This is a genomic window from Flagellimonas cixiensis (genome assembly GCF_042134615.1).
Taxonomy (GTDB): domain Bacteria; phylum Bacteroidota; class Bacteroidia; order Flavobacteriales; family Flavobacteriaceae; genus Flagellimonas; species Flagellimonas cixiensis.
Genome location: NZ_CP169639.1, coordinates 2,545,252 through 2,558,910, shown reverse-complemented (window position 1 = coordinate 2,558,910; position 13,659 = coordinate 2,545,252). Strand labels below are relative to the sequence as shown.

The 13,659-nt window shown below is 42.1% G+C and carries 10 protein-coding genes; 7 read left to right on the top strand and 3 right to left on the bottom strand.

Going from position 1 to position 13,659, the window contains the following annotated elements:
• Positions 1-72: 72 nt before the first annotated feature.
• A complete protein-coding gene (locus tag ABT310_RS11540) occupies positions 73-489 on the top strand; it encodes an STAS/SEC14 domain-containing protein (RefSeq protein WP_375324035.1) in 417 nt (138 codons plus the stop codon).
• Here ABT310_RS11540 and ABT310_RS11535 read toward each other — a convergent pair.
• The gene (locus ABT310_RS11535) at positions 486-2,018 is read right to left on the bottom strand and encodes an NAD(P)H-hydrate dehydratase (protein WP_375324034.1); all 1,533 of its coding nucleotides are present in this window, start codon (positions 2,016-2,018) and stop codon (positions 486-488) included. The genes ABT310_RS11540 and ABT310_RS11535 overlap by 4 nt on opposite strands.
• A gap of 258 nt (positions 2,019-2,276) precedes the next feature.
• Between ABT310_RS11535 and thrA the strand changes: the two genes are divergently transcribed.
• From thrA to thrC, 3 genes are read left to right on the top strand one after another with little or no spacing between them, the layout of a single operon-like run.
• On the top strand, positions 2,277-4,721 hold the full coding sequence (gene thrA / locus ABT310_RS11530) for a bifunctional aspartate kinase/homoserine dehydrogenase I (protein ID WP_375324033.1): 2,445 nt from the start codon (positions 2,277-2,279) through the stop codon (positions 4,719-4,721).
• A 3-nt stretch (positions 4,722-4,724) separates the two neighbouring features.
• Positions 4,725-5,648, top strand: a complete 924-nt coding sequence (locus tag ABT310_RS11525) for a homoserine kinase (protein ID WP_375324032.1) — start codon at positions 4,725-4,727, stop codon at positions 5,646-5,648.
• 2 nt (positions 5,649-5,650) lie between these two features.
• Positions 5,651-6,946: a threonine synthase gene (thrC, locus tag ABT310_RS11520; RefSeq protein ID WP_375324031.1), complete on the top strand. Its 1,296-nt coding sequence runs from the start codon at positions 5,651-5,653 to the stop codon at positions 6,944-6,946.
• Here thrC and ABT310_RS11515 read toward each other — a convergent pair.
• Positions 6,943-8,559 (bottom strand): aminopeptidase P family protein, encoded by a 1,617-nt coding sequence (locus ABT310_RS11515; RefSeq protein WP_375324030.1) that lies wholly within the window; start codon positions 8,557-8,559, stop codon positions 6,943-6,945. The genes thrC and ABT310_RS11515 overlap by 4 nt on opposite strands.
• Positions 8,560-8,698: 139 nt before the next feature.
• Here ABT310_RS11515 and gcvT point away from each other — a divergent pair, with 139 nt between their 5' ends.
• From gcvT to ABT310_RS11500, 3 genes are all read left to right on the top strand, one after another.
• On the top strand, positions 8,699-9,787 hold the full coding sequence (gene gcvT / locus ABT310_RS11510) for a glycine cleavage system aminomethyltransferase GcvT (protein WP_375324029.1): 1,089 nt from the start codon (positions 8,699-8,701) through the stop codon (positions 9,785-9,787).
• Positions 9,788-9,794: 7 nt separating this feature from the next.
• Positions 9,795-10,613, top strand: a complete 819-nt coding sequence (locus tag ABT310_RS11505; RefSeq protein ID WP_375324028.1) for a sugar nucleotide-binding protein — start codon at positions 9,795-9,797, stop codon at positions 10,611-10,613.
• 93 nt (positions 10,614-10,706) lie between these two features.
• The gene (locus tag ABT310_RS11500) at positions 10,707-11,417 is read left to right on the top strand and encodes a YebC/PmpR family DNA-binding transcriptional regulator (protein WP_375324027.1); all 711 of its coding nucleotides are present in this window, start codon (positions 10,707-10,709) and stop codon (positions 11,415-11,417) included.
• 69 nt (positions 11,418-11,486) lie between these two features.
• Here the strand turns inward: ABT310_RS11500 and ABT310_RS11495 are convergent, their stop codons facing one another.
• Positions 11,487-13,607, bottom strand: coding sequence for a M28 family peptidase (locus tag ABT310_RS11495; RefSeq protein ID WP_375324026.1), 2,121 nt, complete (start codon positions 13,605-13,607; stop codon positions 11,487-11,489).
• Between the last annotated feature and the right edge of the window lie 52 nt (positions 13,608-13,659).

Genomic DNA, 13,659 nt, shown 5'->3' with positions numbered 1-13,659 from the left:
AATCTATTATTTTTTAGCTCATTTACCAATCCAAGTACTTTCGTTATCGAGACACTATAATTACACTTGGGGATGAAATCAACTTCGACAAAGAAGACTGTCGTTGTACGCGAGTACAATTTAGACATTGGGACCGTTCAGGTATATGACGATTATATGGTTGCTTCTTTTGACGAGGGCGCCACCGTTACCTTAGAAAGAACGTATCAAGTCATCGGCATTTCAGAAATACATTTTAGAGATAAAGAATTTGGGTATATCAGCCTAAGAAAAAATTCCTATGCCATAGATCCAACTGTGTACAATTACGTAAGAGGGCTAAAAAATCTAAAAGCCTTCGCCATTGTCTCCAAGAAAGAGATCGACATGCACAATTTCAAGATTGAGAAAATGTTCTACAAAAAACCCATGGAGTTCTTTATAGAATATGATAATGCTTTGGCTTGGGTGAAGAAAAGACTCAGCAATAGTAAAAAGTCGAAATCTTAATTATTTTCCAGCGCCTGTTCTGGTGGTCGGAACAATTCTGAATAGGCATTCCCTATATTTTCAATAATCTTTGAAGCCGTGGTAGCTTCGTAACCTAAGTTCGAAGCAGCCAAATCCCCGGCCAAACCATGTAGGTAAACACCAAAAATAGTGGCTTCCAACGTTGGATAGCCCTGGGCCATTAAACCTGTTATCATTCCAGTAAGCACATCACCACTACCGGCGGTTGCCATTCCCGGGTTACCTGTGGAATTTACATAACCTTTGCCTTTATAAATGGTAATGGAATGGGCTCCTTTAATCACAACAACCACATTATATTTCCTCGAAAACTGTTTCGTTTTCTCCAATTTTTCAAAATCTGAATCCCATTTTCCGATCAATCGTTCCAACTCTTTTGGATGGGGAGTCAATACGGATAGCTCGGGAACATCCTTCATCATATCTGGGTGCTGCGATAAAATATTCAACCCATCCGCGTCTATCACCATAGGCGAAGAAACACTTTTCAATAAGGCACCAAAAGCCAAAATGGTTCTTTCGTTCACACCAACACCAATACCTGCTCCAATAATTGTGGGAGCAAAAGGCAAATCAATTTGAGTCAGATTTACCTCATCCGCATCCGTCAACACCATAACCTCGGGAATAGCAGTTTGAAGTGCATGATATCCACATTTGGGAACAAAAGCCGTCACCAGACCACTGCCCACGCTCAAACAGGCATTGCTCGCCAGTTGAACCGCACCTATTTTACCATAACTTCCCCCAACGATCAATGCGTGCCCATAGGTCCCTTTATGGGAAAACTTGAGTCTAGGACGATACATGGGCAACACTTCAGGCCGACCAATCAACTCAAACCCAGTGTCGGTTTTAGTAAGATATTCTTGGTCCAGACCGATATCCAACAGCTCCCATTGATTGATATAAATTCCTGATGTTGGCAAAAAGAAGACCAATTTCGGCACTTGAAAGGTCAGGACATAACTTGATTGAATCACATGAGCAGCATCCCAAGGATTTCTGTCCATAGGCAAGCCCGAAGGGATATCGACGGAGAGCACAAAGGCTTGTGAAGCATTGATATGTTGGATCAGTTGTCCCAACCAAGGTGCAGGCGCCCTGTTCAAGCCAATACCGAAAATGGCATCAACCACGATATCGTTGGGCGATAAATCGGGCATGTCACTTGATTCATTTAAAAAATCAGGCCAAACCTCAGCCTCCTTAAGCCGTTTTAAATTCAAAAGAAAATCCTCCGAACGTTTTTCACTATAATTGACCACAAATACTTTAGTGGCATATCCATGCTCATGTAACATTCGAGCCAGGGCCATACCATCTCCCCCATTGTTTCCTATGCCGCAAAAAAGTACAATATTGACCTGCGTACCCCTTAACCGGGAATGCACCCATTCAAAAAGCTGTGAAGCAGCCCTTTCCATAAGGACATCACTGGTAATTTGCTCTTTTTTGATTGTAGATTTATCAGCTTCATAGATTTGTTGGGCGGAAAAAAGTTTCATTCGTCAATAAAAATTGAAGATTTGTGTGAATATCGCAAAAAAACTCACCAACGATTTGATGAAGTAACCAAAAGTACTACATTTATCCCCTCATTAGATAATAATGCAAACAAAACAAACGGATATTAAATTGGGTTGGATGAACACTGCTTCATCTATCTTCACCATTACCATCACCACCCCTTTGGGGTAAGTCTGCTATATATAATTCCGTCCGTTTTTTCATTTTATTACTACATCTTACAATAATATTTCATCATGAAAGTCTTAAAATTTGGAGGCACTTCCGTGGCCAATCCAGAAAATATAAATAAGGTCAAATCCATTCTTGGCAATCAAGCCAATAACAAAATCGCGGTAGTGGTTTCAGCATTTGGTGGTGTTACCGACCTTTTGCTTACTGCCTCCCATTTGGCTTCCCAGCAAGATTTAAACTATAAAAACAGTCTCTCAGAAATTGAGGACAGACACATTTCAGCCATCAAGGAATTAATTCCCGTCACTTCTCAAAGTGGGGTTTTGAGCAAAGTAAAAAGTGAGCTCAATACTTTGGAAACCTTATTGGAGGGTGCTTTTTTGATTGGGGAACTCACCCCAAAACTTTCTGACAAGATCGTGAGCTATGGAGAATTGTTATCCTCTTACATCATCAGTGAATTCTTAAAAGCTGAAAGCTTGGATGTTGCTTACAAGGATAGCCGGGAATTGATCATTACCGATAATAACTTTGGCAAGGCCAATGTAGATTTCAACAAGACAAATACCCTTTGCGAAGCCTTCTTTGCCAGCAATCCGAACCAAATTACAATACTACCAGGTTTTGTGGCATCCAGTGGCACAGGAAACTCCACTACTTTGGGCAGAGGCGGTTCTGATTATACCGCTGCCATTATTTCTGGGGCGGTTAACGCTGATATTTTGGAAATTTGGACGGATGTGAGCGGTATGTACACAGCTAATCCAAAACTGGTAAAACAGGCCAAATGCGTTGCCAACATCAGTTATGAAGAGGCCATGGAGCTTTCCCATTTTGGAGCGAAAGTATTGTATCCACCCACTATTCAACCGGTGCTGGGAAAAGAAATCCCAATTGCCATAAAAAACACCTTCGACCCTGAAAGCCCGGGAACTTTGATTGCCAAAAACATCAATGGAAATGGCAAAACAGTACGTGGCATTAGTCATGTGGGGAACATTAGCTTGCTTTCTTTAGAAGGTCCGGGCATGATTGGAATCCCAGGCATCTCCAAACGATTTTTTGAAACACTTTCAGTAAAAAACATCAGCATTGTTCTGATCACCCAAGCATCTTCCGAACATTCCATCTGTGTGGGTATTGCCGATGAAGATGTGGATATGGCCGCAGAAGCAGTGAACGAAACTTTTGAATACGAAATTTCGACCAAAAAGATAAAACCTGTAATTGTTGAGAAAGACTTGACCATTGTGGCCCTAGTTGGTGATAATATGAAAAGTCACCAAGGATTGAGCGGTAAAATGTTCAGTACCCTTGGAAAAAACAACGTGAACATTCGAGCCATTGCGCAAGGTGCTTCGGAGCGAAATATTTCCGCCGTCATCAAAAAAGATGATGTTAAAAAAGCGCTCAACTCACTTCATGAAACATTCTTTGAAGAAAACATCAAACAGTTGAACTTGTTCGTAATGGGCGTTGGAAATGTGGGCTCCAAATTCTTGGACCAAATCCGCCAACAGAAGAAATATTTAAAAGATGAGCTAAAGCTCAATGTTCGGGTTATTGGCATCAGTAATTCCAGAAAAATGGCTTTTGATGAAAATGGAATCTCATTAAAAGAATGGGAAACTGTTTTGGGCAATGGTGAGCCTGCCGACAAACTGGACTTTTTTGAGCGTATCAAATCCCTGAATTACCGCAACAGTATTTTTGTGGACAACACAGCCAGTGCCGAGGTTTCAGAGAGTTACCCCGACTACCTAAAAAACAGTATTTCTGTAGTAACCTGTAACAAAATTGCTTGCTCTTCAGATTTTGAGCATTACAAAAACTTGAAACATTTGGCCAAACAATACAACTCCCCTTTCTTGTTTGAAACCAATGTGGGGGCCGGATTGCCCATTATCGATACCCTAAAGCATTTGATTGCCTCAGGCGATAAAATCAGGAAAATACAGGCCGTCCTTTCTGGTAGTCTCAACTTTGTGTTCAACACTTTTAATGACTCGGTGACTTTTCATGATGTGGTAAAACAAGCGCAGGAACAAGGGTACACTGAACCAGACCCAACCATCGATTTAAGTGGTATTGACGTCATGCGAAAGATCCTGATTTTAGGGAGGGAAAGTGGATACCAATTGGATATTGAAGATATCGAAAACGAACCGTTCCTGCCTAAAGAAAGCTTGGAAACCAACTCCAATGAAGCCTTTTTTGAATCGTTGATAAAGTACGAAGCGGATTTTCAAAAAATGTACAAAGACGCAGCAGACAGGGATTGCAAATTGAAATATGTGGCTCAATTTGAAGATGGAAAGGCCAAAGTTGGATTGCAGCAAATTCCAAAAGGCCACGATTTCTACAATTTGGAAGGTAGCGACAACATTGTACTGTTTTTTACCGACCGCTATGTGAATCAACCCTTGATCATAAAAGGTGCTGGTGCTGGTGCTGATGTAACCGCTTCAGGTATCTTTGCTGATATTGTTCGAATCGGAAATTTTTAAATCATGGAAGAAATCAAAGTATTTTGCCCTGCAACCATTGCGAATGTCTCTTGCGGATTTGATGTGCTTGGCTTGGCCTTGGACTCGGTAGGCGATGAAATGACGGTTCGCAAGACTTCAGAAAAAGGCATTCGAATCACTAAGGTCATCGGACAAGACCTTCCCTTGGAAACCGAAAACAATGTAGCTGGAGTTGCAGGATTGGCGCTTTTGGAAAAAAGCGATTATGACGGTGGTTTCGAAATAGAAATCAATAAACTCATCAAACCAGGCAGTGGCATCGGTAGCAGTGCTGCCAGTTCCACGGGAGCTGTTTGGGCCATGAACGAATTGTTGGGCAGACCCTTTTCCAATTTGGAATTGGTGCAATTTGCCATGCAAGGCGAAAAATTGGCCAGTAATGTGGCCCATGCCGATAATGTGGCCCCTGCCATTTATGGCGGTTTCACATTGGTGAGGAGTTATGAGCCACTCGATATTGTTCCGATTCCTACACCATCGGAATTGTACGCAACGGTGATTCACCCACAGATAGAAATCAAGACCTCAGACTCCCGTAAAATTTTGAAGACCACCATTTCCATGAAACAAGGGATTCAACAATGGGGCAACCTCGGCGGTTTGGTCGCTGGGCTTTTCACCAATGATTACGAACTTATCGGGCGTTCGTTGCAAGACCATATTGTGGAACCTATCCGTTCCATTTTGATTCCTGCTTTTGATGATATTAAAACAAATGCCCTAAAAGCAGGTGCTCTCGGAAGTGGCATTTCGGGCTCTGGCCCCTCCATTTTTGCGCTGAGCAAGGGGGAAGAAACGGCCAAAAAAGTGGCAGAATCCATGAAAGAAACCTATCAAAACATCGGTGTGGATTTCGATATCCACAATTCCAAAGTCAATAGCCAAGGCGTAAAGAAAATTGCTTAACCATGAAATTTTACAGTTTAAACAACCATCATATACAAGTATCATTCAAAGAGGCGGTCATCGCAGGAATCGCTCCGGACAAAGGTCTTTACTTTCCCGAAGAGATTACCCCGCTCCCTGCTGAATTCTTTGAAAATATCGAAGAGTTATCCCATCACGAAATAGCTTTTCAAGCCATTCATCAATTTGTGAGCACGGACATTTCCGATGAAGCTTTAAAAGACATTATTGCCAATACCTTGGATTTTGAATTTCCGGTTGTGGAAATTGAAGAAGGTGTGGGAACCTTGGAGCTTTTTCACGGCCCTACCATGGCCTTTAAAGATGTGGGCGCCCGTTTTATGGCAAACTGTCTGGGTTATTTTTCACAAGGTGAAAAACAAGATGTTACTGTTTTGGTGGCAACTTCCGGAGATACTGGAGGTGCCGTCGCCAATGGTTTTTTAGGAGTGGATGGTGTAAAAGTGGTTATCCTCTATCCCAGTGGCAAGGTGAGCGAGATCCAAGAAAAACAATTGACCACGCTTGGGCAGAACATTGAAGCCATGGAGGTATCTGGTACTTTTGACGATTGCCAACGCATGGTAAAAACTGCCTTTTTGGATGCGAGTATCACAGACCATAAAAAATTGACTTCGGCCAATAGCATTAATGTAGCGCGTTGGTTGCCCCAATTGTTCTACTTTTTGTTTGCGTACAAACAAGCAAAATCAAAAGGAAAAGAAATTGTTTTCTCTGTACCCTCAGGAAATTTTGGAAACATTTGTGCGGGAATGGTCGCCCAAAAATTGGGCATGCCCGTAAAGCATTTTGTAGCATCCACCAATGTAAATGATGTGGTTCCCAAATTCATGGAAAAAGGGATTTATGAACCTGTACCCTCTAAAGCAACCATTTCCAACGCCATGGACGTGGGTGACCCAAGCAATTTTGTCCGCATCCGTCATTTGTACCAAGATAATTTAGAGCAACTTCGGGAGAACCTGTCTTCCTATTCTTTTACAGATGAAGCAACCAGAGCCACCATGAAAGAGGTACATGACAAAACAGGCTATGTGATGGACCCTCATGGAGCCGTCGGATACCTCGGACTCAAAGAATATCAAAAATCAAATCCAGATACCTTTGGTATTTTCTTGGAAACTGCACATCCCGTAAAATTCTTAGATGTGGTGGAAGACACATTGGATGTAAGTCCAGAAATCCCACCTCAAATTTTAAAGGTGATGGACAAAACGAAAAAATCACACGTAATTACCACCTACGAGGAGTTAAAGGAACACCTACTCGATAGTTAATCCAATTTTGGCAATTTAAATGCGTCCAACGGACTGGGTTGCTGCATCATGGACTCAATAGCTTCGGTAGTTCTTGGAGCCATGCCCGATAAGTTCACAGGACCATTTTCAGTAACCAAAATATCGTCCTCAATGCGAACGGCAATGCCCCACCATTTTTTGTCGCAATCGCTTCCTTCGGGAATATAAATTCCAGGTTCTACGGTAATCACCTGATTGGGCCTGAATGCTTGATAAGTGCCAGGGTCATGCACATCCAATCCCAGATAATGGGACGTACCGTGTGGAAAATAGGTTCTGGCCTCCTTGGCCTCTTTGATGATTCCCAATTCCATCAATCTTTTGGAAACCACTTCCAATGCCGCATTGTGTGGATCGCGGAAAGAGGCTCCTACCACACTGGCCTTGATTCCAGCTTCTTGGGCATCATACACAATATCATAAATCGCCTTTTGCTCAGGAGAAAACTTTCCATTGGCAGGAATGGTACGGGTCACATCGGCAGTGTATCCGTGATATTCTGCACCTAAATCCATAAGTACCAAATCATCACCTACTTGCGTTTTATTGTTCTCCACATAATGTAGGATACAACCATTGTTTCCACCTCCTACAATGGATGGGTAGCCCTCGTACTCGGCACCATAAATTTTGTACACATATTCGTGCACGCCCTGAATTTCAGTTTCAGACATATTGGGGTGCATGGCTTTCATTACTTCAATCTGACCTACGCATGAAATTTCAACTGCTTTCTTCAAAAGTTTGAGTTCCTCAGGTGTTTTATCTTGACGTAATTCTGCCATCACTTTGGGCAAAATACTCGAATCCAAATTGGATGAACGCTGCACCACCAACACTTTATTTTTAATTTCATCGCGGATTTCATCATTGTTGGCATCCACAAAATCATTCAACAATTCATCCTCCTTTAATTCTGGATAACGGTTTTGGGAACGCTCAATAGCTTTGGCTATGTCATCACTATTTTCAGCAGTGGCAACCGCAATTCTTTTATACAGTTGATTTCGAACAGGGTTGTAATCCGCAGGATAGTTCGCTTTTATCTTGAAAGTTTTAATCAAATCAAACAAATCCGCCGTTCCCGATTTATCGCGATAATCATTTTGGAAATCCACAAAAGAAACCTTATCAAAAGCAGTGAAATCCAATGGGAAATTTTCAAACTCGCTTCCATTAAAAACCATCTCAAAGCCCAACTTTCCTTTAACGCCCTCAACACCCAATCTTTTTCCTGTCCACTGTTCGGCTCTAGGGTCTCTTTCCTGCACATAAAAAATTTCATCAAAAGTGTTCCCAGAGGCATCGGTCTGCAGCTCGGAAAATATCACTAGAACTGCATTGGGCTCTTTGTACCCTGTTAAATAATAAAAGTTTGGGTCTTGGTGGTAGAGGTAATCCACATCGTTGGCTCGGTTGCGTTCCGCATTGGCAAAAAGCACCACAGCCGTGTTGGGCGGCAACTTTTCACGAACAGCAGCTCTTCGTGCTTTATGGAAATCGGCAGGTAAATAATCGGTTGGGGTATTTTGAGAAATGACCATACCAAAATTTAGGGCGGTCAATAGCAAGCTTAGAATAGTTCGGTGCATATCAAATGTTTGGGTCAAAATACGAAAAATGAAATTTAATTATCCCCATATTAATTCAATTTTATGGAAATGATAAGAGGCTAAAACAAGGGTATCCTCAATTAATTCTATAAATTAGCCACCGCAAATATTGAAACGAATGAAAAATACCGCCCTTACCCCCACCCACGAAGCATTAGGAGCCAAAATGGTGCCTTTTGCAGGTTACAATATGCCTGTTTCCTATGAAGGCGTTAATGTTGAGCACGAAACAGTTAGAAACGGTGTTGGTGTTTTTGATGTGTCCCATATGGGCGAATTTTTGATTGAAGGGCCGAATGCATTGGCACTGATTCAAAAAGTTTCTTCCAATGATGCTTCCAAACTTGAAATTGGAAAGGCGCAATACAGCTGTATGCCCAATGAAACGGGAGGTATAGTGGACGACCTTATTGTGTACCAAATAAAAGAGGAAACCTATTTGTTGGTGGTAAATGCTTCCAATATTGATAAGGATTGGAACCATATTTCCAAATACAATGAGGCCATTGGAGCAGAAATGCGCAATATTTCCGATAATTATTCCCTTTTGGCCATTCAAGGACCTAAAGCGGTTGAAGCGATGCAATCCTTGACTTCGGTAAACCTTGCCGAAATTAAATTCTACAACTTTGTTGTAGCTGATTTTGCGGGAATTGAGCATGTGATCATTTCTGCAACAGGATACACAGGTTCTGGCGGATTTGAAATCTATTGCAAGAACTCGGAGGTTCAGCAAGTTTGGGACAAAGTTTTTGAAGCGGGTGCCGAATTCGGCATCAAACCCATTGGATTGGCCGCCCGTGATACGCTTCGTTTGGAAATGGGATATTGCCTGTACGGAAATGATATTGATGATACCACTTCTCCATTTGAAGCTGGTTTGGGCTGGATCACCAAATTCACTAAGGACTTTGTGAACAGCGAAGCACTTGCCAAAGAAAAAGAAGAAGGTCCAAAAAGAAAGTTAGTGGCATTCCAATTGGAAGAACGAGGTATTCCAAGACATGGCTATACCATTGTGGATGCCGAGGGCAACGAAATTGGAAAAGTGACCTCTGGTACCATGTCGCCATCCCTTTCCAAAGGAATTGGTTTGGGATATGTGACCACTGAGTTCTCCAAAGTGGACACCCCCATTTTCATTCAAATTCGAATCAACAAGGTTCCTGCAACTGTGGTTAAACTCCCATTTTATAAAAACAGCTAGATAGCCTTTGGATAAAAAAAAGATATTGATATTAGGAGCTAGTGGATTTGTGGGCAATGCCATATACAAAGAACTATGCTCCTATTTTGATACTTACGGCACCTACTATTCCAACCGTTCCTTTGCCAACAACCAGCAATTTTTGCGGTATGATGTCGAGGAAGATGATATTTTTCACATATTGGAAAAGGTGCGACCCGATATCATAGTTTCCTCGCTCCGGGGGAACTTTCCAGCACAGATTCAGTCCCATCTACATTTGATGGAATACTTGATGAAGACCGAAACTAAACTTTATTTTATCTCATCGGCCAATGTGTTTGATGCCTACAGTCAATTCCCCTCATACGAATATGACAAAACCTTGTCATTAAGTGTCTACGGTCGCCTCAAAATTAAGATTGAGAACATGATGATGCGTTTGCCAAAGGAAAAAACAGCAATTCTGAGGGTCCCCATGGTGTTCGGAAATGCATCTCCAAGAGTTCGGGAAATCAAAGAAAATATTGAAAACAACGAGCCGATTGAAATATTCCCTAACCTCATCATCAATGTGACCAACGATGATAGATTAACGCAACAAATCCATTACCTCATCAACCGAAACAAAACAGGAATTTTTCATTTGGGGAGCAGCGATTTAATTCATCACGAGGAATTTATCAAGGAGATCATAGATCGGATGGGAAGCTATAATCCCATTTACAAACGGGTTTACACCACCAACGAAGACCGTTATTTGGCCGCTTTGCCCAAGGACAATAAATTACCGAAAAACCTACATTTCAGTTGTCAGGAAATCATAGAACATCATTTGCCGGTATAAGTCCGGTAGATTATTGGCATCACCCAAAAAATCACTCTTGACAAGGGGGCTTTTTTTGCTAAATTTGCTATCAGCCATAATTTAATACTTGATATGGGAAGAGCATTTGAATTTAGAAAAGCACGAAAAATGAAACGTTGGGCCGCAATGTCCAAAGCGTTTACAAGAATTGGGAAAGATATTGTAATGGCAGTGAAAGAAGGAGGCCCTGACCCCGATGCCAATTCCAAATTGCGTGCCGTCATTCAGAATGCCAAGTCGGTGAACATGCCCAAAGACAATATCGAGAGAGCCATTAAAAGAGCTTCCGATAAAAGTCAAGGGGATTATAAAGAGGTGCTTTTTGAGGGCTACGCGCCCCACGGTATCGCCATATTGATCGAAACGGCTACGGACAACAATACCCGAACCGTGGCCAACATTAGAAGTTATTTTAATAAATGTAATGGTAGTTTGGGCACTTCTGGTTCGGTGGAGTTTATGTTCGACCACACGTGTAATTTTACCATCAATGGTGAAGGACTAGACCCGGAAGAACTGGAATTGGAAATGATTGACTTTGGTGCCGAGGAGGTTTTCGTGGACGAAGACGGTATTCATATTTATGCTCCGTTTGAAAATTTTGGGGCCATTCAAAAAGAATTGGAATCTAGGGAAATCGAAATTATCTCATCCGGCTTCGAGCGCATTCCACAAGTCACTAAAGAACTTAGTGAAGAAGAGGTCGCCGATGTGGAGAAGCTCTTGGAAAAAATAGAAGAGGACGATGATGTACAGAACGTATACCACACCATGCAGGAATAACCTTTAGGGAACAAAATAAAAAAAGGGGCAAGATCAAATCTTGCCCCTTTTTCTTTATCTAGTTATTTCTTAAGAAATACGCTGAGTCAACTTTTGCATTTTATCCGCCAAGTCAGCGATGGCAGCCGCATATCTTTCATCCCATTCCTCCAAACGTTCTGTGGAGCTAGAGGAAATCTCATACTCCAATCCGGGAAGAATCCAGGAGGCATATCCACTAAAAGGGTCGGTAGATGCGTACAAGGATTTGTACCATGAACCAAAATACATTCCTTTTTCATCGATAAAGCTTTTTTCCAAAGCCAATAATTGTTTATTGATGTCCTTGATTTCTTTTTTGGACAATTTTCCACTTGCCAAAGCTGTTTGAATCGCACTGTTCAATCCTTCTGCATTTTTCTCCAAGACGGCAATGGATTGTTCCACCTTATCAAATCCAGCAAAGCCCTCATCAAACTTTTTGATTTTCTCCACGGCATTGGCAAAATGACCTTTTAAGTCCACAGCATAGCGTTCCACATCGTAGGGAATTACCTCTGCATTGGCCATTCGCAAAGCCATTAGACCAGTCCACTGCTCTATGGTCCCTCCCATTTGAAATTCTGGGTCAACAAACTTTTCATAAAAATTGAAGCTGTCATAGTTGGTGTGGTACAATGTTGGACCACCTGCCCCTCCACTCAAGGATGGAACTCCTACGTGCATATAAAACGCAATGTGATCTGAGCCACCCCCCAAGTTTCCAATTCTGGGTTCTTCCTTATCCCCTCTCCATTGATCATAAAGAGTTTTATCCGAATAAGGATAATCTACTTTTTGAGCCATTTCGGTTACCAAATTCTTTAAACTTGGGGAGGACGAAGCACCAAAGTTTTTCCCTGAAACACCCCCGTCAAAATTTAGATAGGCAACCGCTTTGGCATCAAGTTCATCACGCATTTGCTCTACCCATTCCGAAGAACCGATTACGCCATGTTCCTCAGCATCCCAATGCGCAATAAGAATTGACCTTTTTGGGGCATTTCCACTTTTCACCAATTCGCCAATGGTTTCACTTAATGCCAACAACATGGCCGTTCCACTGTTTGGGTCGGTAGCTCCAAATGCCCAGGCATCGTAATGACATCCCAAAATAATCCACTCATCTGGATAGGTTGTTCCTTTAAAAGTACCTACCACATTATTGATGCGAACAAAATCTTTAGGCTGGTCCACTTTTAAGCGAACGGTCAACGCGTCGCCGCCTTCCAAACGGTAAGTGTATGGAAGACCGCCCTGCCATCCACTGGGAACAACGGCACCTTTCATTTTTCCGATAATCTCTTTGGCCGAACCGTAGGACAATGGCAAAACAGGAATGGTATGCAAAGAGGCCTCCGATGGGTCCAATCTTTTGATTTTCTTCTTTCCATCCAATGGCAATGATGGTTCAAATGGCGTTAAAGGGTCGCCTTCGTAATCCGTGGTTAAAATAGAACCACGCTGAATGGCACTTTCGCTAAAGTTGTGTCCTTCTGGATACACTAGACCTTTTGTATAACCACTATCAGCAGGGTCGGTGTACATGATTAATCCTGCAGCACCAAATTGTTCGGCAAACTTGGCCTTGAATCCCCTAAAGTTTCTACCATATCGGGCGATTACGATTTTCCCTTTGATATCAACACCCATTTCTACCAATTTTTCGAAATCCTCTTTGGTTCCATAATTGGCATACACAACGGTGGAAGTTACATCGCCACTACCAGAATAAGCGTTCCATCCTTTTTCCAAGGTTGGATCGGAAGAAAATCTATCTTCTTCTAAAATATCTTCTTGCTGATTCAGTGGCATACGGTGCGGCGTTACCAGCTCCACCACGGAACTCCCCCCTGTAGAGGTCATATAAATATCATATGGATATTTTTCCACCTTCATTCCCGCCTTTTCCATTACGGAAACCATGTAATCTGCCACTTCTTCGTTGGCTTTTGTTCCTGCAACGTGTGGTTTGGCAGTCAATGTTTTAAGGTGTTCCTTGAATTTTGGAAAATCCACAGTACTTAGAAACTTGGATTCTACCGTTTCTTGTTCGGCTTTTGAAGTTGGGGCGTATCCTTTCCATTCCTGGGCGGATACCATTGAGGTAGATATTAGCCCTGCAACGGCCAATATCCGAAAGCAATTCTTTCTTGAGTTTTCAAGCATCATAATTTGAGTTAGTTTTGGTTGTTCAAATATAAGTAGAAGTCTCCCAATAGCC